The 19,310-nt window shown below is 60.3% G+C and carries 16 protein-coding genes; 9 read left to right on the forward strand and 7 right to left on the reverse strand.

Translation table 11 applies throughout. From position 1 onward, the window contains the following. Positions 1 to 83 precede the first annotated feature (83 nt). From menD to ACMWKK_RS02960, 7 genes are all read left to right on the forward strand, one after another. On the forward strand, positions 84 to 1,754 hold the full coding sequence (menD, locus tag ACMWKK_RS02930; protein WP_112779796.1) for a 2-succinyl-5-enolpyruvyl-6-hydroxy-3-cyclohexene-1-carboxylic-acid synthase: 1,671 nt from the start codon (positions 84 to 86) through the stop codon (positions 1,752 to 1,754). Further along, positions 1,751 to 2,527, forward strand: coding sequence for a 2-succinyl-6-hydroxy-2,4-cyclohexadiene-1-carboxylate synthase (gene menH, locus ACMWKK_RS02935; RefSeq protein WP_112779795.1), 777 nt, complete (start codon positions 1,751 to 1,753; stop codon positions 2,525 to 2,527). The genes menD and menH overlap by 4 nt, the downstream gene beginning before the upstream one ends. Beyond that, positions 2,524 to 3,381, forward strand: a complete 858-nt coding sequence (gene menB / locus ACMWKK_RS02940) for a 1,4-dihydroxy-2-naphthoyl-CoA synthase (RefSeq protein WP_023312524.1) — start codon at positions 2,524 to 2,526, stop codon at positions 3,379 to 3,381. Before menH ends, menB begins: the two co-directional genes overlap by 4 nt. Further along, on the forward strand, positions 3,381 to 4,346 hold the full coding sequence (gene menC / locus ACMWKK_RS02945) for an o-succinylbenzoate synthase (RefSeq protein ID WP_112779794.1): 966 nt from the start codon (positions 3,381 to 3,383) through the stop codon (positions 4,344 to 4,346). Before menB ends, menC begins: the two co-directional genes overlap by 1 nt. Next, positions 4,343 to 5,704, forward strand: coding sequence for an o-succinylbenzoate--CoA ligase (gene menE / locus ACMWKK_RS02950; protein WP_112779793.1), 1,362 nt, complete (start codon positions 4,343 to 4,345; stop codon positions 5,702 to 5,704). Before menC ends, menE begins: the two co-directional genes overlap by 4 nt. Before the next feature lie 124 nt (positions 5,705 to 5,828). Continuing rightward, complete coding sequence (locus ACMWKK_RS02955) at positions 5,829 to 6,368, forward strand: YfaZ family outer membrane protein (RefSeq protein WP_112779792.1); 540 nt, start codon at positions 5,829 to 5,831, stop codon at positions 6,366 to 6,368. A 93-nt stretch (positions 6,369 to 6,461) separates the two neighbouring features. Continuing rightward, complete coding sequence (locus tag ACMWKK_RS02960; RefSeq protein WP_112779791.1) at positions 6,462 to 7,661, forward strand: nicotinamide mononucleotide deamidase-related protein YfaY; 1,200 nt, start codon at positions 6,462 to 6,464, stop codon at positions 7,659 to 7,661. Positions 7,662 to 7,694: 33 nt separating this feature from the next. Here the strand turns inward: ACMWKK_RS02960 and glpC are convergent, their stop codons facing one another. Genes glpC through glpA form a run of 3 tightly spaced genes read right to left on the reverse strand, consistent with a single transcriptional unit; the run spans position 7,695 to position 11,717 of the window. Beyond that, complete coding sequence (glpC, locus tag ACMWKK_RS02965) at positions 7,695 to 8,885, reverse strand: anaerobic glycerol-3-phosphate dehydrogenase subunit GlpC (RefSeq protein WP_112779790.1); 1,191 nt, start codon at positions 8,883 to 8,885, stop codon at positions 7,695 to 7,697. Then, positions 8,882 to 10,099, reverse strand: coding sequence for a glycerol-3-phosphate dehydrogenase subunit GlpB (gene glpB / locus ACMWKK_RS02970; RefSeq protein WP_112779789.1), 1,218 nt, complete (start codon positions 10,097 to 10,099; stop codon positions 8,882 to 8,884). Before glpB ends, glpC begins: the two co-directional genes overlap by 4 nt. Beyond that, on the reverse strand, positions 10,089 to 11,717 hold the full coding sequence (gene glpA, locus ACMWKK_RS02975) for an anaerobic glycerol-3-phosphate dehydrogenase subunit A (protein ID WP_112779788.1): 1,629 nt from the start codon (positions 11,715 to 11,717) through the stop codon (positions 10,089 to 10,091). Before glpA ends, glpB begins: the two co-directional genes overlap by 11 nt. A gap of 251 nt (positions 11,718 to 11,968) precedes the next feature. Between glpA and glpT the strand changes: the two genes are divergently transcribed. Together glpT and glpQ are read left to right on the forward strand one after the other, a co-directional pair. Then, positions 11,969 to 13,321: a glycerol-3-phosphate transporter gene (gene glpT / locus ACMWKK_RS02980; RefSeq protein WP_047652552.1), complete on the forward strand. Its 1,353-nt coding sequence runs from the start codon at positions 11,969 to 11,971 to the stop codon at positions 13,319 to 13,321. A gap of 11 nt (positions 13,322 to 13,332) precedes the next feature. Then, entirely contained in the window at positions 13,333 to 14,388 is a 1,056-nt protein-coding gene (glpQ, locus tag ACMWKK_RS02985; RefSeq protein ID WP_112779786.1) for a glycerophosphodiester phosphodiesterase, read from the forward strand. Between the two features lie 89 nt (positions 14,389 to 14,477). Here glpQ and yfaE read toward each other — a convergent pair whose 3' ends face one another. The 4 genes from yfaE to ubiG form a co-directional block, all read right to left on the reverse strand. After that, positions 14,478 to 14,732, reverse strand: a complete 255-nt coding sequence (gene yfaE / locus ACMWKK_RS02990; protein WP_032641917.1) for a class I ribonucleotide reductase maintenance protein YfaE — start codon at positions 14,730 to 14,732, stop codon at positions 14,478 to 14,480. Then, a complete protein-coding gene (nrdB, locus tag ACMWKK_RS02995; protein WP_045327964.1) occupies positions 14,732 to 15,862 on the reverse strand; it encodes a class Ia ribonucleoside-diphosphate reductase subunit beta in 1,131 nt (376 codons plus the stop codon). The genes yfaE and nrdB overlap by 1 nt, the downstream gene beginning before the upstream one ends. An 81-nt stretch (positions 15,863 to 15,943) precedes the next feature. Next, positions 15,944 to 18,229 carry a class 1a ribonucleoside-diphosphate reductase subunit alpha gene (nrdA, locus tag ACMWKK_RS03000; RefSeq protein ID WP_032641913.1) on the reverse strand — a complete coding sequence of 762 codons (2,286 nt, stop codon included), beginning with the start codon at positions 18,227 to 18,229 and terminating at the stop codon, positions 15,944 to 15,946. Positions 18,230 to 18,576: 347 nt separating this feature from the next. Then, entirely contained in the window at positions 18,577 to 19,305 is a 729-nt protein-coding gene (gene ubiG / locus ACMWKK_RS03005) for a bifunctional 2-polyprenyl-6-hydroxyphenol methylase/3-demethylubiquinol 3-O-methyltransferase UbiG (RefSeq protein ID WP_045327966.1), read from the reverse strand. Positions 19,306 to 19,310 lie beyond the last annotated feature (5 nt).

Genomic DNA, 19,310 nt, shown 5'->3' on the forward strand with positions numbered 1-19,310 from the left:
AATCGCGCAATCCCGATTCATATCAAAATTCCATTTTTTTCTATTCTTTATACTGTGTCGCATTCTTGATACCGGACAATCTCATGTCAGTAAGTTCTTTTAACCGACGCTGGGCGGCGGTGATCCTTGAAGCTCTGACCCGCCACGGCGTCAGGCACGTGTGTATTGCACCGGGTTCGCGTTCAACGCCGCTGACGCTGGCGGCCGCCGAAAACCGGGCGTTGATTCACCACACCCACTTTGATGAGCGCGGTCTCGGCCATCTGGCGCTCGGGCTGGCGAAGGTCAGCAAAGAGCCCGTGGCGGTGATCGTCACCTCCGGTACCGCCGTGGCGAACCTCTATCCGGCCCTGATTGAAGCCGGTTTAACCGGTGAAAAACTGATCTTACTGACGGCCGACCGTCCTCCTGAACTGATCGACTGCGGCGCCAATCAAGCCATTCGCCAGCCGGGGATCTTTTCTTCTCACCCTTCGCAGACGGTTTCGCTCCCGCGCCCCACCCAGGATATTCCGGCAAGCTGGCTGGTCTCCACCGTCGATCACGCGATGGAGACGTTGCGCGGCGGGGCGCTGCACATCAACTGCCCGTTTGCCGAACCGCTCTACGGTGAGCTGGACGACACGGGTTATGACTGGCAGCAGACGCTCGGCGACTGGTGGCAGAGTGAAAAACCGTGGCTGCGCGAGCAAACGCATCTTGAGAGCGCGAAGCAGCGCGACTGGTTCTTCTGGCGGCAGAAGCGCGGCGTGGTTATCGCCGGGCGCATGAGCGCCGCCGAAGGCAAGCGGGTCGCCGAGTGGGCGCAAACCCTGGGCTGGCCGCTGATAGGCGACGTGCTTTCCCAGACCGGGCAGCCGCTGCCGTGCGCGGATCTCTGGCTGGGTAATGCCAAAGCGGTCACCGAGCTGTCGCAGGCGCAGATTGTGGTCCAGCTTGGATCGAGTTTAACCGGCAAACGGTTACTGCAGTGGCAGGCCACCTGCACGCCGGAAGAGTACTGGCTGGTCGACCCGCTGGAAGGGCGGCTTGACCCGGCGCACCATCGCGGTCGTCGTCTGGTGAGCGACATTGAGAGCTGGCTGGAACTGCATCCGGCGGAAAAACGTCAACCCTGGGCGGTGGCGATCCCGGACCTGTCGCGCCGGGCCTGGGAAATCACCAAAGCGCACTGTGAGGCCTTCAGCGAAGCCGGGCTGGCGCACCGAATTCGCCAGTATCTGCCTGAACAGGGGCAGCTGTTTGTCGGCAACAGCCTGGTCGTGCGTCTGATAGACGCCTTTTCGCAGCTGCCCGCGGGCTACCCGGTTTACAGCAACCGCGGCGCCAGCGGCATCGACGGGCTGATCTCCACGGCGGCGGGCGTGCAGCGCGCCAGCGCGAAATCGACGCTGGCTATCGTGGGCGATCTCTCCGCGCTCTACGATCTCAACGCGCTGGCGCTGCTGCGCCAGGCTTCCGCACCGTTTGTGCTGATTGTCGTGAATAACAACGGCGGACAGATTTTCTCCCTGCTGCCAACGCCCCAGAGCGAGCGCGAGCGCTTCTATCTGATGCCGCAGAACGTGCAGTTCGAACACGCCGCGGCGATGTTCAGCCTGAAATACCATCGTCCGGAGAGCTGGGAACAGCTGGACGCGGCGCTAAGCAGCGCCTGGAAGCAGCCGGGCGCGACGCTGATCGAGCTGGTGGTGAACGATGCCGACGGGGCGCATGCCCTGCAAAGCCTGCTGGCGCAGGTGAGCCAGCTGTGATCCTCTCGGGCGTGCAGCAGGCCGGAAAGCCAGGCTACCCCTGGCTGGTTTTTTTGCACGGTTTTTCCGGAGATTGCCGCGAGTGGCAGCCTGTTGGCAAGACGCTGAGCGATTACCCCCGGCTGTATCTGGATCTGCCGGGGCACGGTGGATCCCAAAATCTGGACGTGGCGGGCTTTGACGAGATGAGCGCGCTGCTCGCCCATACCCTTATTAGTTACAACATACTGAACTTCTGGCTCGTCGGGTACTCCCTCGGCGGCCGCATTGCGATGTTCCATGCCTGCCAGCGGCCAAAGGGGCTGCTGGGCGTGGCGGTAGAAGGCGGACATCCGGGCCTGCAGGATGCCGGGGCGCGACAGGCGCGGCGGGCATCCGACCGCCGCTGGGCAGCGCGTTTTCGCCGCGAACCGCTGGAGAACGTGTTCAGTGACTGGTATCGCCAGCCCGTGTTCGCCTCACTCACGGACGCCCAGCGCGACGCGCTGATTACCCTGCGCAGCCAGAACAGCGGCGTAGCGCTGGCAAAGATGCTTGAGGCGACCTCGCTGGCCGTGCAGCCCGACCTGCGTGCCGCGCTCGGCGAACGCGATTTCTCTTTGGATTATCTCTATGGCGAACGTGATGAGAAGTTCGCGGCCCTTGCCGCTGAGCTGAACGCCGCTCGCCATGCAATTCCCAACGCCGGACACAACGCCCACCGGGAAAACCCCGATGCGGTTGCGGCGAGTCTGGCTCAGATACTGCGTCTTCGTATAAAGGACACTCTATGATCTATCCTGATGAAAACATGCTTTATGCCCCGGTTGAATGGCAAGATTGCTCCGAAGGTTACACCGACATTCGTTACCACAAATCCACCGACGGCATTGCCAAAATCACCATTAACCGTCCGCAGGTGCGTAACGCCTTCCGCCCGCTGACGGTGAAAGAGATGATTCAGGCCCTGGCGGATGCGCGCTACGACGACAACATCGGGGTGATTGTCCTGACCGGCGAAGGCGATAAAGCGTTCTGCTCCGGCGGGGATCAGAAGGTGCGCGGCGACTACGGCGGATACCAGGACGATGCGGGCACGCACCATCTGAACGTCCTTGATTTCCAGCGTCAAATCCGCACCTGTCCAAAACCGGTGGTGGCGATGGTAGCGGGCTACTCCATCGGCGGCGGCCACGTGCTGCACATGATGTGCGATCTGACCATTGCCGCTGAGAACGCCATCTTTGGCCAGACGGGTCCGAAAGTGGGATCCTTCGACGGCGGCTGGGGTGCTTCCTACATGGCGCGCATCGTCGGGCAGAAAAAAGCGCGTGAAATCTGGTTCCTGTGCCGTCAGTACAACGCCCAGGAAGCGCTGGATATGGGCCTGGTGAATACAGTGGTCCCGATTGCCGATCTCGAAAAAGAGACCGTCCGCTGGTGCCGTGAAATGCTGCAAAACAGCCCGATGGCGCTGCGCTGCCTGAAGGCCGCGCTCAACGCCGACTGCGACGGCCAGGCGGGTCTGCAGGAGCTGGCGGGTAACGCCACCATGCTGTTCTACATGACCGAAGAGGGTCAGGAAGGGCGCAACGCGTTTAACGAAAAACGCCAGCCGGACTTCAGCAAATACAAACGGAACCCGTAATGCGTCGCGCGCAGGTTTACCGCTGGCAGATACCGATGGACGCGGGCGTGGTGCTGCGTGAACGGCGGTTAAAAACCCGTGACGGCTTCTTCGTGCATTTGCAACTGGGCGAGCGGGAAGGCTGGGGCGAGATTTCACCGCTGCCGGGCTTTAGCCTGGAGTCGCTGGAAGACGCGCAGGCTGCGGTGCTGGCGTGGGCAGACGCGTGGCGCGAAGGTGCGGATCCGGCTTTGCCGGACGTGCCGTCCGCGGCTTTTGGCATCAGCTGCGCGCTGGCGGAGCTGGACGGTAGCCTGCCCGAAGAGGCTAACTACCGCGCGGCACCGCTCTGCACGGGCGATCCTGACGAGCTGTTCGCGTTGCTCTCCGCCATGCAGGGCGAGAAGGTGGCGAAAATTAAGGTCGGCCTCTACGAAGCGGTGCGCGACGGCATGGTCGCTAACCTGCTGCTGGAGGCGATCCCCGACCTTCATCTCCGTCTGGACGCCAACCGCGCCTGGACGCCGCTTAAGGCGCAGCAGTTTGCGAAATACGTCAATCCGGCGTACCGCAGCCGCATTGCCTTTCTCGAAGAGCCGTGTAAAACCCGCGATGATTCGCGCGCGTTTGCCCGCGAAACGGGGATCGCCATTGCCTGGGATGAAAGCCTGCGCGAGGACGATTTTGAATTTGTCGCCGAGCCGGGCGTCAGCGCGGTGGTGATTAAACCGACGCTGACCGGCAGCCTGGCGAAAGTACGCGAGCAGGTCGCGGCGGCGCACGCCTCGGGGCTGACGGCGGTGATCAGCTCGTCGATCGAGTCCAGCCTTGGGCTGACCCAGCTGGCGCGCATTGCCGCCTGGCTAACGCCGGATACCATTCCCGGCCTCGACACGCTGAACCTGATGCAGGCCCAGCTTATCCGCCCGTGGCCGGGCAGCGCGCTGCCGTGCCTCGACGTCGCGGCGCTGGAGCCGCTGCAATGAGCTTTACCGACTGGCCGTGGCGGCACTGGCGCGCGCAGTGTGCTGATAAACCGGCCCTGAGGCTGAACGACGAGGTGCTCAGCTGGCAGCAATTGTGCGACCGTATCGACCGCCTTGCGGCAGCATTTCACCAGCAGGGCGTGACGGAGGGCAACGGCGTGCTGCTGCTGGCCCACAATCATCCGCAAACCGTGCTGGCGTGGCTGGCGCTGCTCCAGTGCGGGGCACGGATTCTTCCCGTGAATCCCCAGCTGCCGCGTCCGCTGCTGGACGTGTTGCTCCCGCAGATGACGCTGCGCTTCGCGCTGGTGCTGGACGGCAGCTACGACGGACTTCCTGCCCTGAACATGCGCGAGTCAGCCGATGCGTATTGCGCGGTATGGCAACCGGCGCGGCTGGCCTCCATGACGCTGACCTCCGGCTCCACCGGGCTGCCGAAAGCGGCGGTGCATACCTGCGAGGCCCATCTTGCCAGCGCGCGCGGCGTGTTGTCGCTGATGCCCTACGGTGAAGACGACGACTGGCTGCTTTCGCTGCCGCTGTTTCACGTTTCCGGCCAGGGGATTTTATGGCGCTGGCTGCAGGCCGGCGCGCGGTTAACCGTGCGCGAGAAGCAGCCTCTGGAACAGGCGCTGTGTGGCTGCACCCACGCCTCGCTGGTGCCGACCCAGCTCTGGCGTCTGCTTCATGCCCACCAGCCCGTCGCACTAAAAGCGGTGCTGCTGGGCGGGGCCGCCATCCCTGTCGAGTTGACGCAGCAGGCGCGCGAGCAGGGGATTCGCACCTTCTGCGGCTACGGTCTGACCGAGTTTGCCTCTACCGTCTGCGCGAAAGAGGCGGACGGCGAGCCGGACGTGGGCCATGCGCTGCCGGGCAGAGAGGTGCGAGTCGTCGACGGGGAAGTGTGGATCAGGGCGCAGTGCATGGCCTCAGGCTACTGGCGAGAGGGCGAACTGATTCCGCTGACCAACGCTCAGGGCTGGTTCGCCACCCGCGACCGCGGCGAATGGCATGAAGGCCGCCTGACGATCCTGGGCCGCATGGACAACCTCTTTTTTAGCGGCGGCGAAGGGATCCAGCCGGAATCGCTGGAGCGCGTTATCGCCACGCACCCGCAGGTTAACCAGGCGTTTATCGTCCCGCTGGACGACGCCGAGTTTGGCCAACGGCCGGTGGCGGTGGTGGAGTGCGAGCCGGGAGCGGATATCACCTGCTTGCCTGACTGGGTGAGGGATAAGCTGGCGCGTTTTGAGCAGCCCGTCCGCTGGCTGCTGTTGCCGACCGAACTCAAAAATGGCGGCATTAAAGTCTCGCGCCGCGCGCTGCAGGCGTGGGTGAACGCAACGCTGAAGGGATAATAGCGGTTTCAAATAGTTACAATCTACCGACCTGCCGCACGCAGAGTGCTTGATCCTCGGGAGACTCCGGTTAAAATCTCGCGGTTTTGGGACTTCTCTACAAAAATTGTGTGGGATCACGACAATGAAAAAAGTGGCATTACTGGGCTTAGGCCTGATGGTTGTATCTGCGGCGGCTAACGCCATCAGCTTTAACGGCTCAGCGGGTCAGGATTATACCCACCTGGGCTTCGGCATGGGGACCGAGACCGCCGGTCTGGCGATGACCGGCGGCTGGACGCATAACGATGACGACGGCGACGCGGCCAGCCTTGGCCTCGGCCTGAACGTGCCCCTGGGCCCATTCCTGGCCACCGTCGGCGGTAAAGGGGTTTATACCAACCCTAACGACGGCAGCGAAGGCTACGCGGCGGCCGTGGGCGGCGGCCTGCAGTGGAAAATTGGCGACAGCTTCGGCCTGTTTGGCGAGTACTACTACTCTCCGGACTCCCTCTCCAGCGGTATTGAAAGCTACGAAGAAGCCAACGCGGGCGCGCGCTGGACCATCATGCGTCCCGTTACTATCGAAGCAGGCTATCGCTATCTGAACCTGGCGGGCAAAGACGGCAACCGCGACAACGCGCTGGCCGATGGCCCGTACGTGGGCGTGAGCGCAGGCTTCTAATCCTGTCGGCGCGGCGTTCCGTCGCGCCAGTTTCTCTCTTCTCCCTTCCGCGTTTGCGCTATAGTGTTTTCACCAAATAAGCGGGAGAACACAATGATTAACGTGGAGATGTTATCCACCGGCGACGAAGTGCTGCATGGACAAATTATTGATACCAATGCGGCCTGGCTTGCCGATCTTTTCTTTGAGCAAGGATTACCGTTAACGCGCCGCAATACGGTGGGCGACAATCTTGAGTCGCTGGTCAGCGTGCTGCGCGAGCGGAGCGAACAGTGCGACGTGCTGATTGTGAACGGCGGGCTTGGCCCCACCGGTGACGATCTCAGCGCGCTGGCCGCCGCAACCGCAAAAGGCGAAGAGCTGGTGCTGCATGAGGCCTGGCTTTCGCAGATGGAACGCTTTTTCTCCGAACGTGGCCGCGTTATGGCCCCCAGCAACCGCAAGCAGGCTGAAATTCCCGCCAGCGCCGAGCTGGTCGATAACCCGGTCGGTACCGCGTGCGGATTTGCCATGCAGCTGAACCGCTGCCTGATGTTCTTTACCCCGGGCGTGCCCTCAGAATTTAAGGTGATGGTCGAGCAGCAGATCCTGCCGCGCCTTCGCGATCGTTTTACCCTGCCGGAGCCGCCGCTGTGCCTGCGTCTGACCACCTTTGGCCGCTCGGAAAGCGATCTGGCCCAGAGCCTCGATCATCTCCCGCTGCCGCCGGGCGTCTCTATGGGCTACCGCTCCTCCATGCCGATCATTGAGCTTAAGCTGACGGGCCCGGCCGAGCAGAAAGCGGCTATGCTGGCCCTGTGGCCCGAGGTGCAGCGCGTGGCGGGCGAAAGCCTGATTTTCGAAGGGACGGAAGGGTTGCCCGCGCAGATTGCGACGCATCTCCAGACTCGCCAGCTGAGCGTGACCTTAAGCGAGCAGTTCACCGGTGGCCTGCTGGCGCTGCAGCTGTCGCGCGTCAACGCGCCGCTGCTGGCAAGCGAGGTGGTGCCGTTCCAGCAGGAGACCCTCGCGCAGACCGCCCGCTGGGCCTCCGAGAGAAGGGTGAAGCATTTTGCCGGTCTGGCGCTGTTTGTCGGCGGGCTGGACGAGGAATACCTCAATTTCGCACTGGCCACGCCGGAAGGCACCTGGGCGCTGCGGGTAAAAATGAGCATTACCCGCCACAGCCTGGCGGTGCGTCAGGAGGTGTGCGCCATGATGGCGCTGAACATGCTGCGCCGCTGGCTGAACGGCAAAGAGGTGGCCAGCGAGCACGGCTGGATCCATGTGGTCGAGTCGCTGTTCATCGAGTAAAACCTGTGCCGGGGCCTTGCGCCCCGGCCATCTTTACCCCAGCGCCTTTGCCAGCAGGGTAATCGGATGCTCGCAGCGCTTGCTGGTGGACATCTCAATCTGCCACCTGCAGGTTTCACAGTCGGTCACCACGATATCCGCGCCGCTCTCTTCAATCTGACGGAACAGCGGGGCGCCGATCGCCTGTGACGTTTCGTAGTTTTCACGCTTAAAGCCGTAGGTCCCCGCAATCCCGCAGCAGCGTGAATCCAGCACCGTCAGCTCCAGGCCCGGGATTAGCCGCAGCAGCTCAAGCGTATAGAGCGACCAGCCCATCTTCTCCATGTGACACGGGGTGTGATACACCACTTTCAGCGGTAATCTCCCCAGCGGCAACGTCTGCCCGCTATCGAGCTTGCGCCACAGGAAGCGCGTCGCCAGCTCGATGTGCTCGCGCAGGCCGGTATTATCTACGTCCAGCAGATGCGGGTACTCATCGCGCAGGGTGAAGGTACAGGTTGACGAGGTCGCCAGCACCGGAATACCTTTATCGATAATCGCTTCGCGCAGGGAGGTGACATTGCTTTGAGCCTGCCTGCGCGCTTTATCGGTAAACCCGTTGGCAATCAGCGGTACGCCGCAGCACTTCTCTTTATTCAGTAGCTGAACGCCCGTTCCCATGGCGTTCAGCACCTTCAGCAGATCTTTTCCCAACTGCGGGTGGTTGTAATTCACGTAGCAGCCGTGGAAAAAGGCCACCTGGTCGGCATACTGTGCCTGCTGTGCTGCGACGGATTTATACCAGCGGCGGAAGGTACCGTGAGAATATTTCGGCAGGCTGCGGTGATGGTCTATCTTCAGCGTGGCATCCAGCAGCTGGCGCACCGGCCTGAGTGCGGTGGCGGCATTCACCAGCGGGGCAAACGGCGTCGAGACGCTGCCCATCAGATCGGTATGGCTCAGGATCGCGTCCCGCAGCGTCGGCTTTTGCGTGCCGTAGCGCGCCCGGGCGCGCTGGATGATATCGCCGATTTTCACATCCGACGGGCAGGCGACTTCGCAGCGTTTGCAGTTGATGCAGTATTTCAGCGCCTCGTCGTACAGCTTGCCGTCCTTCAGACGCAGACGCTCGCCGTCCGGGCCAGCCTGCTTTGGTCCCGGATAGCGCGGGTTCACGCCGCTGACCGGGCAGACGGTGGTACAGACCGTGCATTTAATGCAGCTTTCAAATCGGGTGTCGTTCATTGTTCAGCCTCCATGCGCTGGCTAATCTGCTCTGCCACATACAGCGCCGTGACGGCGCAGACCCCGCCACCGCATCCCTGAGCAATGGGATCGTACCCGCCCAGCAGCGAGCCGATGGCAAAGAGATCCCTGACGGGCTTGCCGGAAAGCTGCGGATGCAGCTGGCTGTCGACAATCACGCCAAACTGCTGCCACGGCTGCGGCGAGAAGAAATCGCTCTGATACCAGTCCGCGCGGGAGGAACGCTGGCGGACATCCAGCCCCATAATGGCTTCCCGGATGCCCTCCCGGCTGCTCAGCAGCCCGTTGCTGAAGAAGCTGCCGCTTGCCAGCACCGTATAGCGGGCGCGCAGCGGAATATCGTCGTGGTTGCGTGTCCAGATTTCGCTTACCTTGCCGTCGGTCAGGGTGATTTTTTTCACCTCGTCACCCGCCATCCACACGCCGCCCTGTGCCACAAACTGACGCTGAAGCTGAGTATGCAGGCGAATGCCGGGGACGGAAGGGGGCAGCGTAGGCAGCAGGTAGAGCGAGCAGGGAAGACGGTCCGACAGCCAGCGCCAGAGCCGGTTGTCGCGTAAGCCGAAGCAGGCGGGCATCAGCAGGGCGTCGCACGTCTCGCCGATCGGCCTGAGCGCGTCGTACAGCAGCGGCCATTTGTCCTCGTTATCCAGAAAGCGGGCGATATTCACCGCGCGAAACTCGCTCGGATTATCGCGCAGGACATCAAGCTCGGGCAGCTCTATCTCTGCCGTTTCGGCGTTAACGCCCTGTCGAGAGAGCGACGCCGCCGCGAGATGGGGCTGAAAATCCAGAAAGCCGCTAATGCCCACCACCCGCACACGGGCGGCAGTGAAGGGGGCAACGGGCACTTCTTCCGGGCTGAGCCAGGCGGAACGCAGGGTGCCCAGCGGCGTGACGCGCTGATGATTGAGCCGGGCGCTCCCCTTCAGGCGCGCGCCGCAGTCTGCCAGCAGCGCTTCGGTTTCCAGCGCAAAGCGGTCAATATGCTGCGCGCCGATCAGGTGATACGGGTGCTCCGGCGGCAGTTTGTCGCGGTACGCTTCGTCCACCAGATCCAGCGATCCGGACGAAAAGTGCAGGGCGCTCTGGCCCCGGGTGATAATGGCGCAGCGCAGACCCTGCTTCGTGAGCCTGATGCCACAAAGCAGGCCCGACAGCCCGCCGCCGACAATCACGGTGTCAAATTTCATCGCGCTGCTCCTTCTCAAGACCGCAAAGCCCCTGATAGACCCAGCGGGTAAATTCGCTTTCGCGCAGGGCGTCGCCCCAGGCGACAGGCTGAATGCCTTTCCAGCGCTCGTTTAAAAAGGCGCTGAGCTGATCGAGCGACTGGGTGGCGGTGGTGGTGTGAAAACGCTGCAGTAGCCCGGCGGCACGGCAGGCGCAGAGCTCGCCCTGGCAGGTGCCCATGCCGACGCGGGTGCGGCGGCGAAGATCGAGCAGGCTGGTGACCGTCAGGTTCTCTACCGCATACTGCACCTCACCGGCGGTGACGGCTTCGCACTCGCACACCAGGCTGCGGCTCAGCCGGCCTTCTCCAAGCCAGACCGGCGTTCTGTCGCCGTGGCGGTAAATCGCGGATCCGCGCAGCGGCGCGGGCAGGGAGATAATTTTTTGCAGCGTTTTTTCGGTGGACTGACGCGAGCCGGGCAGGGGCTGTTCTGCCGTGACGCACGGCTCGGTATTGCCCAGCTTGCGGCAGACGGCATCGGTCGCCCATTCGGCCATCAGGCGGTAGGTCATCAGCTTGCCGCCGGTGATGGTGATAAACCCGTCCATGCCGTCGCGCTCGGCGTGATCGAGCAGTACGATGCCCCGGCTGACGTTACGTCCGCTCGGATCGTTGTCGCTGGCGACCAGCGGACGCACGCCCGCATAGGCGCGCAGAATGCGCGTCTGGGCCATCACCGGGGCCAGCTTCTCGCCTTCACGCAGCAGAATATCTACCTCTTCGGCGGTCACGCGGTTGTAGTCAATCTCGCTGTAGTCCACGTGGGTGGAGGTCGTGCCGATCAGCGAAATGGTATCGCCCGGAACGAGAATATCGGCGTCGGACGGTTTGCGGCAGCGGTTGATGACATGGTTATTGATGCGGTGATCGAGGATCAGCAGCGAGCCTTTCGCCGGGAACATGCGCACCTGCAGGTCGGCGTATTCCACGATGCGCTGCCCCCAGATCCCCGCGGCATTAATGACCACGGAGGCATACAGCTCGCTGTGTTCATGGTATTGCGTATCAAACACCCGTACGCCGCAGACGCGATGGCCTTCGCGGATTAGCCCGGTCACTTCGTGCCCGGTCAGGATGTGCGCGCCGTGCTCGCGGGCGTCCAGCATATTGGCGGCCGTCAGGCGGAACGGATCGACGGTGCCGTCAGGGACTTTCACCGCGCCGATAAGCGCAGGGTTAACCGACGGTTCCAGCCGCCGCGCCAGCGCCGGATCCATGGCCTCAGCCTGAATGCCCGCTGCAGTGCAGGCGGTGATAAAGGTGTCCTGAAAGGCGAGGTCATCTTCAGGAAGGGTAATAAAGAGGCCGTCGGTCGGCTCAATGCAGTGGCGGGCGATACGCTTGAGGATCTGATTTTCAGCAATACATTCGCGCGCGGATTCACCGTCGGTGACCGCATACCGCGCGCCGCTGTGCAGCAGGCCGTGGTTACGTCCGGTTGCGCCCGTGGCAATATCGTGGCGTTCCAGCAGCGTGACGCTTAAGCCGCGAAGGGCGCAGTCGCGCGCGATCCCGGCACCGGTGGCGCCACCACCAATGATTATCACATCGCTGTAACGAGGATCGTGACTGGTCATTGTTTATCCTCTATGTTCGTTTTTTATCATTTAGCCATATTAATTTTGTGGTTTGTTTGATTTCGAACATAAACGCGCGGAATTCGAAAGTGAAACGTGATTTCATGCGCTTTTTTGCGCATTCTGTCATATTTCTGTAACAATCTGTGCGTTGATTCACAGTAACAATCACCGTGATTTCTTAACATCCCCGCCTCTGGAATCCAGGTGCGAGCCACCTGCTCATTCATTTCAAGGCCACGGAGGCTGTTATGCTCAGTATCTTCAAACCTGCGCCGCACAGGGCGCGTCTGCCAGAGGCAGAAATAGATCCGCTCTATCGCCGTCTGCGTTGGCAAATTTTCCTGGGGATCTTCTTCGGGTACGCGGCGTACTACCTTGTACGTAAAAACTTCGCGCTCGCCATGCCGTACCTGGTGGAGCAGGGCTTTTCTCGCGGCGATCTGGGGTTCGCGCTGTCGGGGATCTCCATCGCCTACGGTTTTTCCAAATTCATTATGGGTTCCGTGTCGGATCGCTCGAATCCGCGCGTGTTCCTGCCCGCCGGCCTGATCCTGGCGGCCGCGGTCATGCTGTTCATGGGCTTTGTGCCGTGGGCAACCTCCAGCATTGCCGTCATGTTTGTGCTGCTGTTCCTCTGCGGCTGGTTCCAGGGGATGGGGTGGCCGCCGTGCGGGCGTACCATGGTGCACTGGTGGTCGCAGAAGGAACGCGGCGGCATCGTCTCGGTGTGGAACTGTGCGCATAACGTGGGTGGCGGTATTCCGCCGCTGCTGTTCCTGCTGGGGATGGCCTGGTTCAACGACTGGCACGCGGCGCTCTACATGCCTGCGTTTGGCGCCATTCTGGTGGCGATTATTGCCTTCGCGCTGATGCGCGATACGCCGCAGTCCTGCGGCCTGCCGCCGATTGAAGAGTACAAAAATGACTACCCGGACGATTACAGCAAGGAGCATGAAGAAGAGCTGACCGCGAAACAGATCTTCATGAAGTACGTGCTGCCGAACAAGCTGCTGTGGTACATCGCGGTGGCGAACGTGTTTGTATACCTGCTGCGCTACGGCATTCTGGACTGGTCTCCGACCTACCTGAAAGAGGTGAAGCACTTCGCGCTGGATAAATCGTCCTGGGCCTACTTCCTGTATGAGTACGCGGGGATCCCGGGCACGCTGCTGTGCGGCTGGATGTCGGACAAGGTGTTTAAAGGTAACCGCGGGGCGACGGGCGTCTTCTTTATGACCCTGGTGACCATCGCCACCGTGGTGTACTGGCTTAACCCGCCGGGTAACCCATCAGTAGATATGGCCTGCATGATCGTCATCGGCTTCCTGATTTATGGGCCGGTGATGCTGATCGGTCTGCACGCCCTGGAGCTGGCGCCGAAAAAAGCGGCGGGCACGGCGGCAGGCTTTACCGGCCTGTTCGGCTACCTGGGCGGTTCGGTCGCGGCGAGCGCCATCGTGGGCTACACCGTTGACTTCTTCGGCTGGGACGGCGGCTTTATGGTGATGATCGGCGGTAGCGTGCTGGCGGTACTGCTGCTGATTGTCGTGATGATCGGGGAAAAACGTCACCACGCTGAAGTGCTGGCACGTCGTCAATAAGGAACATTACGATGAAATTAACTCAGTTAGCGACGGGCCTGCTGCTGGCGGGCCTGATGACCGGATCCGCGCTGGCGGCGGATAAAATCGTGATTGCCCACCGCGGCGCCAGCGGCTATCTGCCGGAACATACCCTGCCGGCAAAAGCGATGGCCTATGCGCAGGGTGCGGATTACCTGGAGCAGGATCTGGTGATGACGAAGGACGACCAGCTGGTCGTCCTGCACGACCACTATCTTGACCGCGTGACGGACGTGGCGGAACGTTTCCCGGACCGCGCGCGTAAAGATGGCCGCTTCTACGCCATCGACTTCACCCTGGCGGAGATCCGCTCCCTGAAGTTTACCGAAGGCTTCGAAATTGAGAACGGTAAAAAGGTGCAGGTCTATCCGGGGCGCTTCCCGATGGGCAAATCTGACTTCCGGATCCATACCTTCCAGGAGGAGATTGAGTTTGTTCAGGGGTTGAATCACTCAACCGGCAAAAACATCGGCATCTACCCGGAAATCAAAGCGCCGTGGTTCCACCATCAGGAAGGGAAAGACATTGCCGCGAAGACGCTGGAGGTGCTGAAACAGTACGGCTACACCAGCAAGAAGGACAAGGTTTACCTGCAGTGTTTTGACGCCGCCGAGCTGAAGCGCATCAAAACCGAGCTGGAGCCGAAGATGGGGATGGATCTCAATCTGGTACAGCTGATTGCCTATACCGACTGGAATGAAACCCAGGAGAAGCAGCCTGACGGGAAGTGGGTGAACTATAGCTACGACTGGATGTTCAAGCCGGGCGCGATGAAGCAGATTGCGCAGTACGCCGACGGCATCGGGCCGGATTACCACATGCTGGTGGCGGAAGGCTCAGCGCCGGGTCACGTGAAGCTGACGGCGATGGTGAAAGAGGCGCATGAGAGCAAGATGCAGGTCCATCCGTATACCGTGCGAGCAGACCAGCTGCCGCCGTATGCCGCGGACGTGAATCAGCTTTATGAGGTGCTGTACAATCAGACGGGCGTGGACGGGCTGTTTACGGATTTCCCGGATAAAGCGGTGAGCTTTTTGAAGGATTAACGCTGAAATTGCCGGGTGGCGGCTGCGCCTTACCCGGCCTACGAACTGCGGTTTTGTAGGTCGGGTAAGCGAAGCGCCACCCGACACAATCACATCTCGATTTCGATATCGCCTTTTGCCCGGCAGCAGCAGGGCAAAATTTCCCCTTCGTTGATAAAGGCCAGCGGCTCGGTCAGCCAGTCTACCTGGCCTGTGACCAGACGGCAGCGGCAGGAGCCGCAGTAGCCGGAACGACACTGGTACTCTACTTCTACCTGATGCGCCTCAAGCGCCACCAGCAGAGAAGGGTGCTCCTCCCGACACAGTACCTCGGTGCCGGAAAGACTTAGCGTGACGCGTGACATCAGAGCTGGAAGTCGCTCAGGTCGTCGGTGTTGACTTCAGAATCAATCTGACCGACCAGGTAAGAACTCACTTCCACTTCCTGCGGCGCGACCTGGACGTTATCGGACACCAGCCAGGTGTTGATCCACGGGATCGGGTTAGAGCGCGTCTGGAACGGCAGATCGAGACCGACAGCCTGCATGCGGATGTTGGTAATGTACTCAACGTACTGGCACAGAATGTCTTTGTTCAGGCCGATCATGGAACCGTCGCGGAACAGATAGTCTGCCCACTCTTTCTCCTGCTGCGCGGCCAGCACGAACAGGTCGTAGCACTCCTGCTTGCACTCTTCGGCGATCTCCGCCATCTCCGGGTCATCCGTGCCGCTGCGCAGCAGGTTCAGCATGTGCTGGGTGCCGGTCAGGTGCAGGGCCTCGTCGCGGGCGATCAGGCGGATGATTTTGGCGTTGCCTTCCATCAGCTTGCGCTCGGCAAAGGCGAAGGAGCAGGCGAAGCTCACGTAGAAGCGGATCGCCTCCAGCGCGTTGACGCTCATCAGGCACAGGTACAGCTGTTTTTTCAGCGCGCGCAGATTCACGGTAATGGTTTTACCGTTCACGCTGTGGGTGCCTTCGCCCAGCAGATGCCAGTAGCTGGTCATCTCGATCAGCTCGTCGTAGTAATGGGCAATGCCTTCCGCGCGCTTCTGGATCTGTTCGTTGGTGACGATATCGTCAAACACCACCGCCGGATCGTTCACGATGTTGCGAATGATGTGGGTGTAAGAGCGGGAGTGGATCGTCTCGGAGAACGCCCAGGTTTCCACCCAGGTTTCCAGCTCCGGAATGGAGATCAGCGGCAGCAGCGCCACGTTCGGGCTGCGGCCCTGAATGGAGTCCAGCAGCGTCTGGTACTTCAGGTTGCTGATGAAGATATGCTTTTCGTGATCCGGCAGCGACTGGTAGTCAATACGGTCGCGGGAGACGTCCACTTCTTCCGGGCGCCAGAAGAAGGAGAGTTGCTTTTCGATCAGCTTTTCGAAGATGTCATATTTTTGCTGGTCGTAGCGTGCCACGTTGACCGGCTGGCCGAAGAACATCGGCTCTTTGAGCTGGTCGTTTTTCGTCTGTGAAAAGGTGGTATATGCCATGAGTGTGTCCTGTGAGAGATTTTGTCGGTTGGGCAAACAAAATCGTAGGCCGGGTAAGCGGAGCGCCACCCGGCATTTACATTAGATCTTACATGCGCCGCTTTCGCAGCCATCGTCCTGAATGGACGGAGCCAGGTCGTCCTGGGCATCTTCCGCGCCATCACGGGTGTTGTGATAGTACAGCGTTTTCACGCCAAATTTATAGGCGGTCAGCAGGTCTTTCAACAGCTGCTGCATTGGCACCTTGCCGGACGGGAAGCGCGTCGGGTCGTAGTTGGTATTAGCAGAGATCGACTGGTCGATAAACTTCTGCATGATACCCACCAGCTGCAGGTAGCCGTCGTTGTTTGGCATTTCCCACAGCAGCTCGTACTTGTCACCCAGGGTCTCGTAATCCGGCACCACCTGACGCAGCACGCCGTCTTTCGACGCTTTAATGCTCACGTGGCCGCGCGGCGGTTCAATGCCGTTGGTGGCGTTAGAGATCTGCGAAGAGGTCTCGGACGGCATCAGGGCAGAGAGCGTGGAGTTACGCAGGCCGTGCGTTTTAATGGACTCGCGCAGGCCTTCCCAGTCGAGGTGCAGCGGCTCGCTGACGATCGCATCCAGGTCTTTCTTGTAGGTGTCGATCGGCAGAATGCCTTTCGCGTAGGTGGTTTCGTTGAACCACGGGCACGCGCCTTGCTCTTTCGCCAGCTCGTTAGAGGCTTTCATCAGGTAATACTGAATCGCTTCGAACGTCTGGTGCGTCAGGTTGTTGGCGCTGCCGTCGGAGTAACGCTTGCCGTTTTTCGCCAGCCAGTAGGCGAAGTTGATCACGCCGATACCCAGGGTACGGCGGCCCATTGCGCCGCGTTTAGCGGCCGGGATTGGGTAATCCTGGTAGTCCAGCAGGGCGTCGAGGGCACGAACCGCCAGCACGGCCAGCTCTTCCAGCTCGTCGAGGCTCTTAATCGCGCCGAGGTTGAACGCGGACAGCGTGCACAGCGCGATTTCGCCGTTTTCGTCGTTCACGTCTTCCAGCGGTTTGGTCGGCAGGGCGATCTCCAGGCACAGGTTAGACTGGCGCACTGGCGCAACCACCGGATCGAACGGGCTGTGAGTGTTGCAGTGGTCAACGTTCTGGATGTAAATACGACCGGTAGAGGCACGTTCCTGCATCATCAGGGAGAACAGGTCTACCGCCTTCACGCGCTGCTTGCGGATGCTGTCGTCTTTTTCGTATTTGGTGTACAGACGCTCAAACTCGTCCTGATCGGCGAAGAACGCGTCATACAGGCCCGGGACGTCGGACGGGCTGAACAGCGTAATGTCTTCGCCTTTCAGCAGACGGGTGTACATCAGCTTGTTGATCTGCACGCCGTAGTCCATGTGGCGCACGCGGTTGCCTTCGACGCCACGGTTGTTTTTCAGGACCAGCAGGCTTTCTACTTCCAGGTGCCACATCGGGTAGAACAGGGTCGCTGCACCGCCGCGCACGCCGCCCTGAGAGCAGGATTTTACCGCCGTCTGGAAGTGCTTATAGAACGGGATACAGCCGGTGTGGAACGCTTCGCCGCCGCGGATCGGGCTGCCCAGCGCGCGAATACGACCGGCGTTGATGCCGATACCGGCACGCTGGGAAACGTATTTCACGATGGCGCTGGAGGTGGCGTTGATGGAATCCAGGCTGTCACCACATTCGATCAGCACGCAGGAGCTGAACTGACGGGTAGGGGTACGCACGCCGGACATGATTGGCGTCGGCAGAGAAATCTTGAACGTGGATACCGCATCGTAGAAACGCTTCACGTAGTCCAGACGGGTGTCACGCGGGTAGTTCGAGAACAGGCAGGCGGCCACCAGAATATAGAGGAACTGGGCGCTTTCGTAGATCTCACCGGTTACGCGGTTCTGAACCAAATATTTGCCTTCGAGCTGCTTCACCGCCGCGTAGGAGAAGTTCATGTCGCGCCAGTGATCGATAAACCCGTTCATCTGCTCGAACTCTTCTTCCGTATAGTCTTCCAGCAGATGCGTGTCGTATTTGCCCAGCTCAACCATTTTCACCACGTGATCGTAAAGCTTCGGCGGCTCAAACTGGCCGTAGGCTTTTTTACGCAGGTGGAAAATCGCCAGACGTGCAGCCAGGTACTGATAATCCGGTGCTTCGCGGGAGATCAGGTCTGCCGCTGCTTTAATAATCGTTTCGTGGATATCAGACGTTTTGATGCCGTCGTAGAACTGAATGTGGGAACGCAGTTCAACCTGGGAGATAGATACGTTGTTCAGTCCTTCTGCTGCCCAGTCGAGAACTCGATGGATTTTGTCCAGATTGATACGCTCGGTAGTACCGTCGCGCTTTGTCACCAGCAGACTCTGATTCATGTGGGGTTTACCTGTCCGTGAAATAAAAAATATCCCCCGCTTATCCACAGATCCGTCTTGTGACTAACTCTGTGGATAAATACTACATATAGGGGGTTTGCGATAAGAAAAACGCTATATGGTGAGTATTCTAGTATCGAATCTTTTCAGCACAAGGGTTGATTTTGACGTTAAATTGAGGTTGTGAAAGGGTAAAAAAGGCTAAGTCCTCGTGCCGTAAGGCCTGGAAGACATGTCAATAATTAAGAAAAAAAATTCAAAATTTGATCGAGTGCTGATTTCTTCAACGGGAGGTCAGAATTGCGCAACATGATGTCGCGCAATCTTTATAAGAATAACGAATGACGTTAGTCGTTTTTGGCGGTTGTGTGCAACATATAGTTAACATCCACGCCCGGCGCGAGCTTGAATTTATCGGTCAGCGGATTGTAGTGCAGACCGGTGATGTGCTGCTCTTTGAGCCACGTCTGGTCAACCCAGCTCAATAGCTCCGCAGGCTTGATGAATTTCTTCACGTCGTGCGTGCCTTTCGGCACCATGCGCAGCACATACTCCGCGCCGACGACGGCCATCAGCCAGGCTTTACCGTTGCGGTTGATGGTGGAGAAGAAGACCTGGCCGCCCGGTTTCACCAGTTTTGCACAGGCGTGCACCACCGACTGCGGATCGGGAACGTGCTCCAGCATCTCCATGCAGGTCACCACGTCGTACTGGTGGGCGTGTTTTGCCGCGTGCTCTTCTACGGTTTCCTGCACGTAGTCGACCTGAATGCCGGACTCCAGGGCGTGAAGGCGGGCAACCTGCAGCGGTTCAAAGCCCATATCCAGGCCCGTCACATTCGCCCCTTCGCGCGCCATGCTCTCTGCCAGGATACCGCCGCCGCAGCCGACGTCGAGCACTTTCTTACCGAACAGACCGCCGGAACGTTCCGCGATATAGCCCAGACGCAGCGGGTTAATGCGATGCAGCGGTTTGAACTCACCTTCGAGATCCCACCAGCGGGACGCCACCGCTTCAAATTTGGCAATCTCTTCGTGGTCAACGTTGTGGGCCACCGGGGATTTTTCGGCATTCATGGGCG

Source organism: Enterobacter sp. 01-M-03-SI-ECC (assembly GCF_047530215.1).
GTDB lineage: Bacteria > Pseudomonadota > Gammaproteobacteria > Enterobacterales > Enterobacteriaceae > Enterobacter > Enterobacter chengduensis.

Bases quoted from the DNA above. Each gene is read 5' to 3' on its own strand.
- glpQ (WP_112779786.1), top strand. From the start codon at position 13,333: ATGAAATTAACTCAGTTAGCGACGGGCCTGCTGCTGGCGGGCCTGATG.
- nrdA (WP_032641913.1), bottom strand. From the start codon at position 18,229: ATGAATCAGAGTCTGCTGGTGACAAAGCGCGACGGTACTACCGAGCGT.
- menC (WP_112779794.1), top strand. From the start codon at position 3,381: ATGCGTCGCGCGCAGGTTTACCGCTGGCAGATACCGATGGACGCGGGC.
- menE (WP_112779793.1), top strand. From the start codon at position 4,343: ATGAGCTTTACCGACTGGCCGTGGCGGCACTGGCGCGCGCAGTGTGCT.
- ubiG (WP_045327966.1), bottom strand. From the start codon at position 19,305: ATGAATGCCGAAAAATCCCCGGTGGCCCACAACGTTGACCACGAAGAG.
- glpC (WP_112779790.1), bottom strand. From the start codon at position 8,885: ATGAACGACACCCGATTTGAAAGCTGCATTAAATGCACGGTCTGTACC.
- ACMWKK_RS02960 (WP_112779791.1), top strand. From the start codon at position 6,462: ATGATTAACGTGGAGATGTTATCCACCGGCGACGAAGTGCTGCATGGA.
- nrdB (WP_045327964.1), bottom strand. From the start codon at position 15,862: ATGGCATATACCACCTTTTCACAGACGAAAAACGACCAGCTCAAAGAG.
- glpT (WP_047652552.1), top strand. From the start codon at position 11,969: ATGCTCAGTATCTTCAAACCTGCGCCGCACAGGGCGCGTCTGCCAGAG.
- menB (WP_023312524.1), top strand. From the start codon at position 2,524: ATGATCTATCCTGATGAAAACATGCTTTATGCCCCGGTTGAATGGCAA.
- yfaE (WP_032641917.1), bottom strand. From the start codon at position 14,732: ATGTCACGCGTCACGCTAAGTCTTTCCGGCACCGAGGTACTGTGTCGG.
- ACMWKK_RS02955 (WP_112779792.1), top strand. From the start codon at position 5,829: ATGAAAAAAGTGGCATTACTGGGCTTAGGCCTGATGGTTGTATCTGCG.
- glpA (WP_112779788.1), bottom strand. From the start codon at position 11,717: ATGACCAGTCACGATCCTCGTTACAGCGATGTGATAATCATTGGTGGT.
- glpB (WP_112779789.1), bottom strand. From the start codon at position 10,099: ATGAAATTTGACACCGTGATTGTCGGCGGCGGGCTGTCGGGCCTGCTT.
- menD (WP_112779796.1), top strand. From the start codon at position 84: ATGTCAGTAAGTTCTTTTAACCGACGCTGGGCGGCGGTGATCCTTGAA.